General features: G+C 29.4%; 10 protein-coding genes. All 10 read left to right on the forward strand.

What is annotated here, in order from left to right; genetic code table 11:
• Positions 1–644 precede the first annotated feature (644 nt).
• From C1H58_RS07020 to C1H58_RS07065, 10 genes are read left to right on the forward strand one after another with little or no spacing between them, the layout of a single operon-like run.
• A complete protein-coding gene (locus tag C1H58_RS07020) occupies positions 645–1,379 on the forward strand; it encodes a thioesterase II family protein (protein ID WP_207554701.1) in 735 nt (244 codons plus the stop codon).
• Complete coding sequence (locus C1H58_RS07025; RefSeq protein ID WP_165545754.1) at positions 1,369–2,070, forward strand: 4'-phosphopantetheinyl transferase family protein; 702 nt, start codon at positions 1,369–1,371, stop codon at positions 2,068–2,070. Before C1H58_RS07020 ends, C1H58_RS07025 begins: the two co-directional genes overlap by 11 nt.
• Entirely contained in the window at positions 2,063–3,652 is a 1,590-nt protein-coding gene (locus tag C1H58_RS07030) for a (2,3-dihydroxybenzoyl)adenylate synthase (RefSeq protein WP_165545755.1), read from the forward strand. The genes C1H58_RS07025 and C1H58_RS07030 overlap by 8 nt, the downstream gene beginning before the upstream one ends.
• A 16-nt stretch (positions 3,653–3,668) precedes the next feature.
• Entirely contained in the window at positions 3,669–9,689 is a 6,021-nt protein-coding gene (locus C1H58_RS07035; protein WP_165545756.1) for a non-ribosomal peptide synthetase, read from the forward strand.
• A gap of 3 nt (positions 9,690–9,692) precedes the next feature.
• Positions 9,693–11,807, forward strand: a complete 2,115-nt coding sequence (locus C1H58_RS07040) for a bifunctional Gfo/Idh/MocA family oxidoreductase/class I SAM-dependent methyltransferase (RefSeq protein WP_165545757.1) — start codon at positions 9,693–9,695, stop codon at positions 11,805–11,807.
• 2 nt (positions 11,808–11,809) lie between these two features.
• Entirely contained in the window at positions 11,810–12,502 is a 693-nt protein-coding gene (locus C1H58_RS07045; protein ID WP_165545758.1) for a VOC family protein, read from the forward strand.
• Entirely contained in the window at positions 12,499–15,264 is a 2,766-nt protein-coding gene (locus C1H58_RS07050) for a condensation domain-containing protein (protein WP_347563070.1), read from the forward strand. Before C1H58_RS07045 ends, C1H58_RS07050 begins: the two co-directional genes overlap by 4 nt.
• Positions 15,265–15,289: 25 nt before the next feature.
• Positions 15,290–15,868: an MptD family putative ECF transporter S component gene (locus C1H58_RS07055; RefSeq protein WP_165545760.1), complete on the forward strand. Its 579-nt coding sequence runs from the start codon at positions 15,290–15,292 to the stop codon at positions 15,866–15,868.
• Positions 15,865–16,596 carry an energy-coupling factor transporter transmembrane component T gene (locus tag C1H58_RS07060; RefSeq protein WP_165545761.1) on the forward strand — a complete coding sequence of 244 codons (732 nt, stop codon included), beginning with the start codon at positions 15,865–15,867 and terminating at the stop codon, positions 16,594–16,596. Before C1H58_RS07055 ends, C1H58_RS07060 begins: the two co-directional genes overlap by 4 nt.
• The gene (locus C1H58_RS07065; protein ID WP_165545762.1) at positions 16,589–18,043 is read left to right on the forward strand and encodes an ABC transporter ATP-binding protein; all 1,455 of its coding nucleotides are present in this window, start codon (positions 16,589–16,591) and stop codon (positions 18,041–18,043) included. The genes C1H58_RS07060 and C1H58_RS07065 overlap by 8 nt, the downstream gene beginning before the upstream one ends.
• Positions 18,044–18,062: the final 19 nt, after the last annotated feature.

Below are 18,062 nucleotides of genomic sequence, written 5' to 3' on the forward strand. Positions count from 1 at the left end.
GTTTTGCTAAGTCTTGAAAGGCTTGTAATTTTAATTTCTGTATCTATTTTGACTGTATAGTTCATAATTTCACCTCAATCAAACTATGATTAAAACAGTCGTTTTTGTACATACTTATTCAAGCGAGAGTGTACATTTTTAAATTAGCATTTATAATATAGAAAGTATTAGTAGTAAGTATCAAGATTTGTGTAGAAGTTTTGAAGACTTTGATTCTTAGCGTATTCCATTTGAGGTGATAAGTTTAATTATAGAATTAATGAAATCGTAGCTGAAATATTAAATGATGTTGCTTTGTTTATAAAAAAATTTTCGGCACAATGTATGAGTGAAGATTTAAGTAATAAGGATTTAGAACATTGATTGAATAAAAGTTAAAAGAATGTTAATAGAACCGCATCATAAACTGATAGTAAAAGCGTATCATAAATGATGCGGTTTTATATTCTGTTATATAATTATTATTAAATCGATATAAACTATCGGAATTTATATAATAGATTAAACTTAAAAAAATAGTTATATATTCGTGTTTTTGGGTGCTTTATTACACAAAGTTCATTGATAATCGTTATCATTTAATGTACTATAATATTGTAAGTTTACTAGTAGAATAATAAATTGCACAAGGAGTGGATGTTTTATTGAATAAATATTTGATAGACAACTATAATGAGTTTGATAAATCTATTATATTATTTCCATATGCAGGTGGTGGAGCTAATATTTATAGAAATTGGACACCTAATTTTCATGATTTTAACGTGTTGCGTATCCTTTATCCAGGAAGAGAAAATCGATTTAATGAGCAACCTTTAACTAATATAGATACTTTGGTTTGTGAAATTTATCAAGAAATGTTAGAGGAATACAATTTTGATAATGAATATTATCTGTTTGGGCATAGTATGGGAACTAAAGTGGTTTATGAGCTTGCATTAAAAATAAAGCATAATGAAAAATTACCAAATCCAAAAGGTATTATTATTTCAGCTGGCAGAGCACCGTGCTATAAAGAAGAGAATCCAATTTACCATCTTGATAATGAATATTTCATTGACGGCTTAAAATCATATGGTGGAACACCCCAAGAAGTGTTAGAAAATAAAGATTTGATGGATATGTTTTTACCGATGTTAAGAGCTGACTTTGTTATAGATGAAGAGTATCAAGACAAATTATACGAAAAATTAGAAAGTCCCATATTAGCATTAATGGGTACACATGATACACAAATTGAACTAGAAGAACTATTAGAATGGGAAAAGTATACGACTTGTGATTTTAAATACGACTATGTCAATGGTGGTCACATGTTTATTAATGATAATCCAGGCGAAGCTATTTTTAAGGTTAAGGAATATTTGAATGATTTATAAAATGAACATGGTTTGCAATATTGCATCATTTAATCCAGATAAAATAATTCGAGACTTATTAAAAGGATATTCTTCTATAGTAATTATATTGACTGAAAAAATCGCACTTAATAAATTAGATTATAAATTTTTAACGTATGAACAAGTTCAATACATTGAGAACATAGCAGTACTCAGTGATAAAGTGAATTACTTAATCAGTCATTCTATTGTAAATATATTTTATTGCAATTTAATGAATTATAGTATCGATAAGCTAAATTATTATCATAATCCTTATAATAAACCATACATAAAAAATAAAAATAATATTAATTTTAATATTTCTCATACTTCTGGTTGTTCAGTAGTTGCTTTTTCACATGCAGATATAGGGATTGATGTTGAAAATATTGAAAGAAACATAGAGTTTGAAAATATAATAGATTACTATTTTTGTGATTTTGAAAAAGAATATATTAATAGTGATTCTGTTAAGTTTTTTGAATTTTGGGTCGCAAAAGAAGCATTTCTCAAATGTATTGGATATGGTTTAGTTAAAGGATTAAAGAACGCAAATATAAATGTTATTAATTCAAATTATTTTGAGATTATTAACAAGAATACATATTTAAGGTATGTTATACAAATTGAGCATATACATTCACGATATGTTATCGGCGTTACTACTTCGGAGGTTAAAGATGAATAATATAAAAAGACAAGAACTAGAAAATTTTTATGATCAAAGGGCATGGGTACACTATACTCTAGACGAGTATTTAGAAGAAAAAGCTAAAAGATATTCTAAGAATGTAGCAATTATTGATGGAGAACTAGAAGTTACATATGAAACTCTAATACAAGAGGTAAAGAATTATGCAGGTAGAATGGTTGCAGACGGTATAAAGAAAGGAGACAAAGTTGTTATCCAATTACCTAATTGCTTAGAATTTGTATTTGTAATATTTGCTCTGTTTAAAATTGGTGCAATACCAGTTCTAGCATTGGCAAATCATAGAAAAATAGAAATTAAAGGTATTATTAAGAATTCTAGAGCGGTTGCTTATATTGCTAAATCAAATTATTTAGGTTTTTCTTATGACAATTTTATTAAAGAAATAGAGACAGAAATGAATTATAAGTTAAAAAAGTATATTCTTGGTAATACCAATGAATATAAAAAATTTTATACTTCAAAACGTAATGATTACTCTTATCGATTGGATTTTGTACACTCGAATCATTATAAAGATACTGCTTTACTATTACTTTCTGGTGGCACAACTGGCATACCCAAACTAATACCAAGAAGACATTGTGATTATATTTATGTTGCAGAACAAAGTGCGAGACGATGCCTATTAGATGAAAACACTATTTATTTAGCTTCATTATCAATGGCGCATAATTTCCCATTAGGTTGTCCAGGAATTATTGGAACTTTTTCAGTTGGTGGAACTGTAATAATTTGCAATGTAACAAGTCCTGATGAAATATTTCCATTGATTGAAGAAAACTCTGCTACTCATACAGCGTTAGTACCATCAATTGCTAAAATGTGTATAGATTTTTATAAACTTAATCCGGATTATGATATTAGGTCATTAAAACTAATTCAAGTTGGTGGCGCATTATTAGATGCATATACAGGTAAAGAGATTGTTGAAACATTAAATTGTATGTTGCAACAAGTATATGGTATAGCAGAGGGATTAATATGTATGACATCTCCTAAAGATAGAGATGAACTTATATATCATACTCAAGGTGTACCTATTTCAGAATATGATGAAATAAAAATTGTTGATGAAAATGGTAACGAAGTAGCAGACGGAGAATTCGGTGAACTTTATGTAAGAGGTCCTTATACAATATATAGCTATTACAATGCCCCTGATATTAAATGCGTAGACGATAACATGTATTTTATGACTGGTGATAAAGTGTGCAAACAACAAAATGGCAGATATAAAATTGTCGGTCGAATTAAAGAAATGATAAATAAATCAGGTGAAAAAATATTGCCTACGGAAATAGAAAGTCTCTTACTAACACACAGCCAAATTGATGATGTAAAAGTCATTGGTATTGAAGATGAAATTGTTGGTGAGAAAATCTGTGTGTGTTTAAAAAATGGAACAAATTTAAATGTTCATGAACTCAGAACCTATTTAAAGAATCATGGGTTAGCAGACTTTAAGTTACCTGATTGTATCAAAACAGTAAATGAGTGGCCCTTAACTTCATTTGGGAAAATAGATATTAAAAAATTGAAAGCGCTGGTTAAATAAAAGTGGGAGGTTTAAGATGGACCAACTAGTACATAAGGATAAAGCAATAGATCTATTGAATAATTGGATTAGTAAAAAACTAAGCTGCAATAATATAGACTATAGCCAAAATTTAATTAATTTGGGTGTTCAATCATTAGATGTCATGGAATTAGTAAGTATTTTAAGAAGAGAAGGTTTAAAAATTAAATTTTCACAATTAATTAAAGAACCTACTTTAAATCAATGGATAGAACTGATTAGATCTTCAAAAATTTCAAAGCTAAACACTGTAACTGATAATACAAGTAAAAAACAAAATGAAATCCCCTTTGAATTAACAGATGTTCAAAGTGCATATTTAATTGGTAGAGAAGATGATCAAGAATTAGGTGGTATAGGCTGTCATGCTTATTTTGAGTTTACAGGTGAACGATTGGATATAAATAAGCTTAATTATGCATGGTATGAAGTTCAAATGAGGCACCCAATGTTAAGAGCCAAATTCACACAAGATGGTAAGCAATATTTTATGCAATATCCACACAAAAATGAAATAAAAGTTGTTAGTTTAGATTCATTTAATGACGAAAATATTCAAAAACAATTGAAAACATATAGAGAAAATATATCGCATTTGAAAAGAGATGTTACACAAGGTGATGTAGCTGGTTTGACCGTATTCATATTACCAAATAATCAAATGACAGTAAGTATTGATATCGACTTACTTGTTGCTGATATTTTAAGCATCAGTATAATCATAAAAGAACTTTCAAATATATATAACGGTACAGACTCAGGAAATGGTGAAGAATATACATTTAAAGATTATATTGAAAATATTGAGATAGATGATAAGACTATTAATGAAAGTAAAAAATTCTGGGTAGATAAGGTAGAAAGATTAAATATTAATCCCATTCAGTTACCTATTCTAAAAAAGCCAGCAGATGTTAAAGAAGTAAAGGTTACTCGACATTCAAGAAAGATAAATAAAAATTTATGGAACCAAATAAAAGATAATGCGAAATCATATAATACAACACCATCTATTGTATTATTAGCTTGTTACATGATTATTTTAGAAAAATATAGCAATCAAGAAGCTTTTTATGTAAATGTACCTTTATTTGATAGAAACCACCGTAATGTTCATGTCAGAGATATAGTAGCAGACTTTACAAATTTATTATTAGTTGAACATACACCGACAGCTGATGAGAAGTTTTTGGAAACCTTAGAAAGAGTTAAAGAAACTTTTATTCAAAATATTTCACATTCAGAATACAGTGGCGTAAATGTGCAAAGAGACATATCCAAACAAAACGGTACTTATATGAATATTGCACCTGTGGTATTTGCGTGTAATATAGATTATGAACTAGAGGATGAAGTAACAAGAAGTGTGCTTGGAAATATGACATATATGATATCTCAAACACCTGGTGTGTGGTTAGATTTTCAATCTTATGTCAAAAATGATGAATTATTAATTTGCTGGGATAAAGTGGATGAATTGTTTAGTGATGAAATGATAACAAGTATGCTAAATGATTATTATGACCTTCTTACATATTTAGGTGAAAAGTTGAACTGGCATGAGATAGGTAGTGTTATTCCAGAAAGTCAGAATACATACAATATTCAAATAATGTCACCAAAAGAAAAACTATATGACGGTTTCCTAAAGAATTTTACAAAATATCCTGAGAAAATTGCATTAATCGATACTAACTCAAAAACTAAAATTAGTTATAAAGAATTATTTAATCGAGCAATGGTATTAGGCGAGACATTAAGAATTAGTGGTATTAATAAAGGTGATTATGTGGGTATCGTTTTGCCGAGAGGATATCACCAAATTGTTTCGATACTTGCTATTCAATTTGTAGGTGCAGCATATGTACCAATTGGAATACACCAACCAAATGATAGAAGAAAGAAAATTTATAATCAAGTAGGCATTGATGTCATAATAAGTAACTCTAAATATATAAATAACAATGAGCTAAATAAGGATAATTTGATTGTTTTGGATATAGAAGAAAGTGACAACGGAACTCTAACTGAGATAGTGGATATTTCTTCAGAAGAGACAGCGTACGTTATTATGACTTCTGGTTCTACTGGTACACCTAAAGGAGTAGAGATATCACATAGTAATGCTTTGAATACAATATTAGATATAAATAGGAAATTTAATATAACTTCAACTGACACTTTAATTATGGTGTCATCAATAGAATTTGATTTATCGGTTTATGATATTTTTGGCATTTTAGGTTGTGGAGGAGCACTTATATTAACGAGTGAGGATAATTATAAAGATCCTACTCAATGGTTATCGATGATAAAAGAATATGGTGTGACAATTTGGAATTCAGTTCCTATTCTATTTGATATGTTAGTAACGCATGTTGAAGGGAAAAAAGAGCATCTACCATTGGACATAGTACTATTATCAGGAGACTGGATAGATCTTCAATTACCTAATAGATTTTATAGTATCTCAAATGAGCAAAGTCAGATTATAGCAATGGGAGGAGCTACTGAAGCATCTATATGGTCTAATTACATAAAAGTACCTCGGATAATACCTAAACATTGGAATTCTATACCTTACGGCTCCCCGCTAAAAGGACAACTGTATAAAGTAGTTGATAAATTTGGAAGAGAATGTCCTAAAAATGTTATTGGCGAGCTACACATTGGTGGAATGGGCGTAGCACAAGGTTATATTGGAGATGCCGAATTGACAAGCAGTAAATTCTATAGGGATAGAAACAATACTAAATGGTATAAGACTGGTGACAATGGCAGAATATGGGAAGATGGCATGATAGAATTCTTAGGCAGAGTAGACAATCAAATTAAAGTTAAAGGGCATAGAATTGAAACTGGAGAAATTGAGCATGCTTTATCTCAAATAGATGAAATTGGGAAAGTTAAAGTCATCGAAGCTAATAAAAGTTTGGCTGCTTTTATTATACCTAATAGAAATGAAAATAGAGTGGAAATGCTGCAAGTATCTAACAAAACTCAGCAATATTTATCGATTATGAATAATTTGCTCAATCAATATACATTCAATCTATTAAAATCAAATAGTACTATAAATAAAGATGATTTTATACCGTTTCAGGAAATATTAACTCGATTGAGTGTTAGTGAAAAATATGGAAAGATTGTACATGGATGGCTAACTAAACTAGTAGATGATGGGTATCTTGAGATAAAAGGTGACAGATACAGATGCAAAATGTTTGGTCCTAAAGTTGTTAAATCATTTGAAAAGCAGGAACCTATCGAAAATTATATAAAGAAACTTGAAAAATATATCCCTTATATAATAACAAACAAGATAGATCCATTGGACTTATTTTATAAAGAAGAGAAAAATTTATCTCCAACTTATTTAGCTTCATTAATGCCATGGCAAGACATAGTTATAGAGTCGCTAATTAAAGGAATATCGCATTTTAAAAAAGATAATATAAATATATTAGAATATGAAACAAAAAATGTTGGAGTTAGTAATTTAATATACCAAGGTTTAGAACAAAAAGTAGATAACTATGATTATTTGGCTATCACATCAATATCTAAAGATGATTACTTTGAAGCTCATTATGGTATAAGTTTAAAATCTTCTATCAGTCAAATAGAGCATAGAAAATACGATGTTATTTTAATTATTAATGCATTACATAGAAGTTCTGATATAAATCAGACTTTAAATAATCTTAAAGATAAAATGAAAGATGACGGTCAACTTATTATAGTAGAACCAAATATAAGTTTATTTATTGAACAATTTACTGTCGATATTTTAAACGCTTATGTAGGTGAAAAGACGTACAAGAGAACTTATGATGAATGGATGAATATATTTACTATACAAGAACTTGAATGTAAGAGGGTACAACACATAGGCGAAGATCCTATCTATTCAAATATTTTCTATATGACTAAATGTAATATCAATAAATCAATCATTAGACAGAAATTAAATCAAACATTACCACAATATATGATTCCTACAAATTTTACAATTATAAATGAATTTCCATTAAATCAAAATGGGAAAATTGATAACAAACAATTAGCTAATTTAATTAAAAAAGATGATATAAAAAAACATTCATTAAAAACAGTGAAATTAAATGATATAGAAGGAAAAATATTACGCATTTGGGAATCAGAATTTAATAAAAAAATATCAGATATCCATACTAATTTTTACAAAAATGGTGGTGACTCTTTATTAGCTACACGTATTGCAACAGAAATTGAAAAAGAATTTAAAGTGAATTTCACAATAAAAGATGCCATGACTTGTACGACCATTAAATTACAGGCAGAAAAAGTAGCTAAAATGAGTAGGGACACTATTAATAGAAAGCAAAATGAGTTTAAACAGGACGTTGAAAATATTAATAAGCCATTTGAATTAACGGAGGTTCAGTATTCATACTTTATTGGTAGAAAAAAGGAATTAAGTGAAAATAATGTCTCTACACATTGTTACTTTGAAATTGATGGAGAAAACTTAAATATAGAAAATCTTGAAAATGCTTGGAATTTCTTGATTAAAAAACATGGAATGATGAGAGCTGTTATTACAGAAGAAGGGATGCAAAAGATCCTAAAAGAAGTACCTTATTATACATTTAATATAAATGACTTAAGAGGGCAAAGTGGGCAAATGTTAGAAGATAATCTCATGGATATAAGAAGAAATTTATCTCATCAAGTTCTTAATATATTTCAATGGCCTATATTTAATATTGATGTTTCTGTAATTACTGATGAAAAAATAAGAATTCATATTAGTTTTGACAATATGATTTTTGATGGGTGGAGTATGTTTGCTCTATTAGAACAATGGAATAAACTTTATTTCAATGAATCTATAGATGATCAAATAACTGATTTGAGTTTCAGAGATTATGTACTTTACTTAAATCAAGAGAAAAGTAATAGTCGTTACGAAATTGATAAATCTTATTGGCTAAAAAGAATATTAGGATTTTTAAAAGCACCGCAAATTAAAAATGATGCGAAATTTGCAACTCAGTCTAATGTCTTCACAAGGCGGTCATATTATATTGAACGTGAGGATTGGCAAAACATAAAAACTATATGTAAAGAGCTGCAAATTACACCAACAACACTACTTATCGGAATGTATTCCGAAGCAATTAGACTTGTAAGTTCAAATGATAATTTTTCTTTAAACATCACCCAATTTAATAGAATACCTGTTAGTCCAGAAATTAATAAAGTAATAGGTGATTTTACAACATTAACAATACTAGAAATCAACAATAACTACGAAGAACAATTAAGTAAGAGATTCAAGAAGATACAATCACAGCTTATGGAAGATCTAGAACATGATAAGTATTCAGGTGTCGAATTTCAAAGAGCCATAAGAAAATATTGTGAAATTGATGATTACATTTTAATGCCTTTCGTCTTTACAAGTGGATTGGGAATAAACGCATTGAATAGTAGTAATCAATTTGGTGAAATTATTTACAATATTAGTCAAACACCGCAAGTTTGGTTAGACAACCAAGTTATTGAACGTGATGGTGGTTTAGACATCTATTGGGATAGTGTTGATAGTGAACTCGGTGTAGATAATTTAGATACAATGTTTAACTACTTCGTGAATACCCTATTAAAAATATCAAAAGATAAATCAATTTTATTTGAAAAAGTTCAAAATAATAGTTATAAGGAAAACTTGTGTTTTGAAACGATTGGAACAGTTGAAAAAGATGATAGTGACAATGTGAATGAAATTAAGGTGAATGAAGTTAAAGAAATTTTATCTCATATCGTTAATCACGATATTGTTAGTTCTTCAAGTAGGTTTTTTGAAGTTGGTGGTGATTCACTTAAAGCTATTGCACTAACTAATAAAATTAGAGAAGCATTCGATGTAGAGCTTGAACTGGCCTTTATCTTTTCAAATCCTACTATTAAAGATATTTCAACAAAAATTGAAGAACTTAATAACACAATCGAAGAAGAAGGTGTCATTTAAAACATGAAAAAATGTATAGTTTGTGGAAGTAGGTTCGGTCAATTTTATATAGAAGCATTGAAAAGTATACCAAGCATTAAACTTTATGGGTTACTTGCATCAGGAAGTGAAAGGTCAATTGATTGCGCTAATCACTATCAAATTCAGTTGTACAATAATGTTGATGATTTACCTAATGATATTGATTTTGCTTGTATTGCTATCAAATCTGAAGTGCAAGGCGGAAAAGGTAATTTAATAGCAGAAGCGTTATTAAAAAGAGGAATTGATGTCATTTTTGAGCAGCCTCTTTCTGAAAAGGAATATATATCACTATTTAAATTAGCCAGAAAAGAAAAAAGGTATTTTACTGTCTGTAATTTATACAGTCAACTACCTAGCGTGCAAAACTTTATTGATAACTTTTACTATATAAAAAAAGAACAGTCCATAAAATATGTCAATGTAGAATTTGCAACACAACTATCTTATCCAGTTGCACAGTTATTAACTTTATTGATTCCTGAAAGTAAAAATATTGAATTTAGTGATTCAAAAAAAGAAGATGGTCCGTTTCAATTTTTATCCACAACTATAAATGAAACGCAGTTAAATTTAATTGCGTATAATGAAGCGGTGGAAAATAAAGTAGATGATTTTATGAGATTACTCTTTAGTATGAGAGTTGGCTTTGAAGGTGGCGAACTAAATTTATTAGATCCTCAAGGATATGTGTTTTGGAGAGAATATATTAAATTTCCAAATCGATATAGGATACCGTCTAGTTTCGTTGATAACCCACCTAATGGAATGACACGAAAGCATGTTAAGTTGCTTTATGATAATTCAGACTTAACTCAACAAGCGATATTTACAGAATTATGGCCAACGACTATTTCTAAGGAAATATATTTATATATGGAAAGAGATCAATTAGATAAACATTATTTCAATGTATTAGCACAAAAGCATATTAACAGTTCGATAATGTGGCATAAATTAATGCAGTCTTTAGGTTATCCAGAGCTAGTAGCTAAAGATAAATACACTTTATATGATGTTGATCAACTTGTTCTATATGAAAAGCCATATGTAAGTATTATCGATGAAATGGGTAAACTAGAGCGTATTTGTGCTAAATCAATGCTCTGGGTACTAAGTAGGGATTTTAATAATTTAAATATTGCATACTCCTACCAAAGTATTATTAGCTGCCTAAACGTTAAAGACAATTATAGAAATATTGTTAAACGTTGGTTAAATTACTTATCAAGAAATGATTACATTATTGAGGCTGAACCAGACAATTATATATTTGATCAAATGGATGAATCACAATTAGATATCCTATTTGAATGGAGTGAACTTGAAAAGGCATGGCATAGGAATATTATGCCAATTTCTGTCATAAAATATTTCAAATCACATATTGAGCATATGGATCAAATATTAAAAGGTAATAAATCCGTTAACATGTTGCTATTCGATCAAGGTAAAAATGATATCGCAAATGATTTGTATAGCCGAACAGCAATTTCTATATTCATTAATGAACAGATTGGACAGTATGTAAATAATTTATCTAAAAATAATTCATTATCAATTTTAGAATTAGGTGCTGGAACTGGTGCCACAACTGAAAGAATATTAGATAAAGTAGCTAGCTTATTTACTGGACAGTATATTTTTACAGATATATCAAAGTATTTTTTAGTTTCTGCTGAAGAAATGTTTAGGCAATATCAATTTATGAAATACCACGTTTTAGATATAGACAATATGGAAGATAATCATATTATTAACAAGCAGAAATTTGATGTCATTGTGGCGGTTGGAGTTATAAATAATTCGAAAAATATAAAGAGCTTATTAAATAGATTAAACGAGATGTTAAACGAAAATGGGAAACTCCTTATAGGAGAAGCTTACGGTGAATCCGCAGTTATGCTAATATCTCAAGCTTTTATGATGACAGAACCTGAAGATGAAAGGAAGTATAGAAATATGACCTTTTTATCGTTACAAAGTTGGTATGAAATCTTTGATGAAACTGGATTTAATGTTCTGACAAAAACGCCCCATCAAACAGATGAGTTGTCTTCATTTAATCAGTCACTATTTATATTAGAAAAGAGGTAAGTATGTATAAAATTGGTCATTTGCAATATAAAGTTAAAAGTCTAGAAAATGCTATGAAAAAGTTTGAACAATTAGGGTTCGATGTTGAAAGAGCTAATAAAAAGTCTAAAAATGCTTTTATTTGGTTTGAAACTGGTCCATATATTGAGCTCATAGAAATGAATAATAATTTAGTTCCCTTTGCTTATTTATTTAGATGGGTTTATGGAAGGTCTATGAAAGAAAGGTGGAAGAAATGGTGTGGTAATAAAGAAGGATTTATTGATTTTGCAATAGAAACTATCGAGGATGAATATCGAAATATAAATAATTTCCATAAAAATAAAATGATGTTAAAAGACCTCGGAATTGAAACTAATAAAGTAATAACATGGAGTAGAAAAAATTCAAAAAACGAAAAGGTTTCATTTAGTTATTTACCTGTTATACCAGCCACATTACCATTTATAGTTTCGGATTATAGTATAAATCAACGCCCGAGTCATGTTTTACACAAAAATAACATAGAGAAAATCCAAAGTGTTAATTTTAAGTGTAATGAAAAAGAATATGGGTTTTTGAAAAATGCTATGAAAAATGATAAATATTTAAAATTGACCTTAGGAACAAATTCTGAAATTGATCAAGTGCTTCTTAAAAATAAATATGGAGAGTTATATAGATTAACGAACCATATGTCGATAGAAAGTGAGTGAGTAGCTTGGAAATAAAAAAAGAATTAATTAGGCTATATAAAAGTGGTATAAATCTCTGGCTTGAAAATAATCAATTACGTTATAAAAGTAAATTAGGAAAGTTATCTCAGGATGATTTAACTTTCTTAAAAGAAAACAAAAATAAAATTATTGAGTTATTTAAATCAAATAGCAAGTTTGAATTCTTTAAAGATGATAATCGATTTCCATTAAAAGATATCCAAAGTGCTTATATAATAGGTGAAAAAAGTGAATTTGGATCAGTTTCAAGTCATGTCTATTTTGAAGTTACATTTCCAAAATTAGATAAAATCAAACTCAATCAAGTTTGGAATAAATTGATTTCTAAGCATGAAGCTTTAAGAACAGTTATGGACTCTTGGGACTCGCAGAGAATATTAGATTCAGGCTTTGAATATGAAGTTTTGGTAGAAGAAGGTGAAAAAAATCGTAATAAAACACGAGATAGATTGATGAATAAATATTATGATCCATTTATCTGGCCGTTATTTGATATTGAAGTAACTCAGACATCTAAATACTCACTTTTACATTTATCTTTTGATTTTTTAATTTTAGATTGGACGAGTATTTGGATTTTACTAAAAGAATTTGAATGCGAGTATTTTAAAGGCAACTTACAGGTAGAAAATCATAAAGTTTCATGTCTTAGGGATATCTATCTAAGTAGTGAATTAAAAAAAGCAACTTCTAAATATTTGAATGATGAATTATATTGGACGGAAAAAATTGAAGAATTAGGAGATTATCCTAAGTTACCACTTAAAATGAGCGAACTAAAAAAAGAATTTACTAGGAAATCATTTCTTCTTGACAAAAACAATTGGGATGCTATTAAGAAGCTTTCAAAAAATTTCGCTTTAACTCACAATACAATGGCTTTAACGGCATTTGCATGCGTTTTAAAAAAATGGGTTGATCAAGAGATGTTTGTAGTAAATTTAACAACTATGAATAGAGATTCAGAATTTGAAGATATACAGCATGCTATAGGTGATTTTACTTCAACAAATTTGTTAAATATAGAAATTGATGAGCATAAATCATTTATTTATAATGCAGAAAAATTACAAGGACATTTATTAAAAGATTTAGAACATAATTATTTTACAGGTATAGAAACAATAAGGGAAATTAGGAAATCAAATTCAAATTGCATATTTCCGATTGTATTTACAAGTTCTTTAGGTACTGGTGGTATGAATTATGAATATATGGAGCTAGGGAATACAGGCATAAGTCAAACTCCTCAGGTATTTATGGATTGTCAGATTATGGAGTTGAACGATGCATTATACGTCAATATAGATACAAGAAAAGGCATATTTGATGAGGAATTTATAGAAGAATTTACAAAAGATTATCAAAAGTTTCTGTTAGATGTCGTAACTAATTCAAGTGAAGGTTCTACATTGTTACCTTGGTATTTTAAAGAGCGTAATAAAAATAGCTATAAACAAATTCTTGCAAGCTGTGATGAGATTGAAGAAATCGTAAAGGCTAAGGAACATAATATTAAAAACCAATTGTCAGATGAATTAGTTCATGAGGTTACTGAGCAATGTAAAGACATATTAAAAGTGGATTCACTCGGTAACAAGGATAATTTTTATGGATATGGCGCAGATTCATTAATTTTAGCAAGGCTATCAACAAATATAATCACTACATGTAAGGAACATCAATTAGATGAAATAAATTTTGATGGCTTATTAAGGGTGCTATTAGCTGAGCCAACTCTTCAAAAGATACTACAAGAGATTAGTAGTAAAAAAATAGATAGCAAGATTGAAGAGAAACATGATAATAATTCTATAGGTAAATTAACGATGCTTAAAAAAGAAGGAGAAACACTCAAAGTATTTTTCCATGCAGGATTAGGAACAATGAATTGTTTAAGATATGTGCTTGATGAATTAAAAAAGAACGATGGGGATTCAATTGCAGGTATCACAATCCAAGACCAAGAAAAATACTGTCATATAGAGAAAAAGCAACTTGTTAAGAAAATTAGTGAAGAATATGTAAAGCTTATTGAGGAATCAGGGTATAAATCCGTTCACTTAGTGGGTTACTGTTCGGGAGGTCTAATCGCTATGGAAGTAGCTAGTATACTCATACTTGGTGATATTGATGTTGAAAAGGTTACGTTAATTGATACTTCACCATCACCACTGTCAGAAATAGATTATATAGTTTCTGAAATGGCATTTATACAAAATTACTTTATTACTGTTGAGGACGTACTGCCGAAAATTGATTATAACAAACTAAAAGATAGTATTAGAACCATGTATTCTAAAATCGAAACTGATGCACAATACGATTTATTAAATTTTATTACCAATCAGTATAGTGAAGATGATCAATTAAAAGTGGAATTAGAACAATTTTTCAAAGATAAATCTCTTAATGAAAGATTTGAAAAATATACTGAAGTTATTGGTTCTAAACAGGATGTTGGTAATACAGTAAATAAAGATTTCTTAATTTCTTCATATAAAACTCAAATGGCAAGTTGGGAAGGAGCGCATATGACACCTACTACATATATTGGTGATGTAACTTATTTGAAAGCACAAGATAAGGATGAGTTTGATTTGTTGCCAGCACAGGATAGTAATGAATTTTGGCAAAAATGTTGTATTGGTGATTTTACTGAAATTCCTATACCTGGTAATCATTATAACTGTGTTGAAGGCAGTGAACATGCGTCGCATGTTGCGAAATTATTAATATAAATTTTAACAGATGGGAAGTTAGATTATGGATAAATTAGTAGTTAAAGATTTAATTACAGTAGGTATTTTTACAGCGCTATATTTAGTCATATTTTTTGCAACCTCTATGATTGGTTACATACCATTTTTAATACCGTTTCTAGGATTAATTTGCTCGATTTTATGTGGTGTTCCATTTATTTTATATGTTATGAAAATCAATAAGTTTGGAATGGTGACATTAACAGGGATAATTTTAGGCTGTGCTTTTACCGTAATGGGTAGTGGCTTAATTATGATTCCATTTGGTATTGTCTTTGGTTTGCTTGGTGATTTTATTATGAAAGCTGGTAACTATAGAGATTGGAAATTAATTACATGGGGTTATGCAGTCTTCTCTTTGTGGATTATGGGCTTTTTTGTAAGACTATTCATTGTGAGAGATCAGTATTTCAATGAGATGAGTAAAGTTTATGGACAGGATTATGTAAGCGTTTTACAATCTATTACCCCTTTATGGATGTTACCTGTAATGTTCATATTGACATTGATAGGGAGTCTTATTGGGGCGTGGTTAGGTAAGAGCATGTTCCGTAAACATTTCAAAAAAGCAGGCCTTTTATGATGGTTATGGAGGATTCATTAGCTGATGGTAGAAACATTGTAGCAAAGTTAGATCCTAGAACAAAAGTGGCTTTAACCATTACGGTAAGTACAATTTTAATATCTAGTGGTGATGTGCAAAGTATCTTAAGATTATGCTTAACATTCTGTTCACTTGCTTTATTACTATCAATTCAAAAGCAAGTGTTGTTTATCAAATTTTTTGCGCTGTTGTTAGTGCTTATATCAATACAATATTGGGTGGTGCCGCATTCTGAAGGTATCATTAAATTTGCCCTCTTGGCTTTTATTGGCATTTTCATGAATATATTCCCGGGTTTTATAGTGGGTTATTTCACAGTGTCTTCAACAAAGGTCAGTGAGTTTATAGCTGTTATGGAAAAAATGAAAATACCTAAAAATATCATCATTCCAGTATCTGTAATCTTCAGGTTTTTTCCAACAATTGTGGAGGAGTATAGAAATATAAGCTATGCGATGAGAATGCGAGATATTACCTTTTTAAAGCATTTTTTTAAGACAATTGAGTATAGAATGATACCACTTATTATATCTGTCGTACAAATTGGCAATGACCTTTCATTTGCAGCAATGACAAGAGGAATGGATGCGCCATATAAACGGACGAATATTTGTATTGTGAAACTCAAATTTTTAGATATTATGCTCATCATCCTCATGATCATCTTATGGATAATCTATTTTAAGGGGAAGTTGTTTAATGATTAAATTTGAAAATGTAACTTTTAAATATGCTTCTTCAGAAGAACCGGCTATCAAAGAAGTATCATTTCATATTAAGCGCGGGGAATTAGCAGTGTTTTGTGGTCAATCAGGAAGTGGAAAGTCAACGATTACTAAATTGATAAATGGGTTAATTCCTAAAGTTCAAAGTGGTGAAATAAGAGGAAATATCAGTTTAAATGGCCACAATATATCTGGAATTGAAATGTATCAGTTATCACAAATGGTAGGCAGCGTATTTCAAAATCCGAAAACACAATTTTATAACGTTGATACGACAAGTGAACTCGCCTTTAATTTGGAAAATCAAGGTATAAGTAGAAATATCATTATTGAAAAAATTCAATCAGTTACACAAAGGTTTCACATTGAACATTTATTAGACCGTAATATATTTGAATTGTCAGGTGGAGAGAAGCAGATTATTGCCTGTGCAACGGCGCTTATTTCTGAACCAGACGTTATTGTGTTGGATGAACCATCATCTAATTTAGATGTATATAGTATTAAAAAGTTAAAAGAAATGATTTGCTATTTAAAAGAGTGCGGTAAAACTGTAGTACTGATAGAACATCGGTTAGATTATATTATGGACGAGGCAGATAGTGTCTATTATATGGAAAATGGTTTGTTACATGCGCAGTACCAAAAAGATACATTTAAATCACTTAATCGTCATGAACTTGAAAGTATGGGGATTAGATATGGACAAGAGGAACGATTACAACATAAGCCGAAATCTGGTAAACATGTCATGGAGATGTATAACTTTACTTATGCGTATGACAAATTTAGTAAGGAAAAACAATTAGACCTGAATGAAATAGCAATTCCAAAAGAGGGAGTAGTCGCGATTATTGGCGATAACGGAAGTGGTAAATCGACCTTTGCTAAATGTTTATGTGGTTTACTCAAAGATTTTAAAGGACATGTTACGTATGATCATAAACAACTCAAGCAGAAACAATTATTAAAGGAGAGTTACATGGTTTTCCAAGATGTAAATACGCAATTGTTTACGGAAAGCTTAGAACAAGAATTACAGCTGTTAAATACTCATGTAACAGAAAAACAAGTTGATGACATGTTAGAAAGTATGAATTTATTGGATAAAAAGCGTGAACATCCATTGTCACTCTCTGGTGGCGAAAAACAGAGAATGGCCATTGCGACCGCAATATTGAGCAATAAAGAAGTTATTATATTTGATGAACCTACTTCAGGGTTGGATTTATACCATATGAAAAAAGTTGCGAAAATAATTAATGACATTTATGACAAGGGGAAGCAGATTTTTATCATTACACATGACAAATCATTGATATTAGAGGTTTGTACATATGTCTTGCAATTTGGAGACGGTCATCTTATTAATCAGTTTGCATTAAATCATCAAGGCATCGATAAATTGAATCATTATTTTGATGTATAAATCGCATCAATGAGAGGAG

It is taken from the genome of Staphylococcus sp. 191, assembly GCF_011174885.1.
Classification (GTDB): Bacteria; Bacillota; Bacilli; order Staphylococcales; family Staphylococcaceae; genus Staphylococcus; species Staphylococcus coagulans.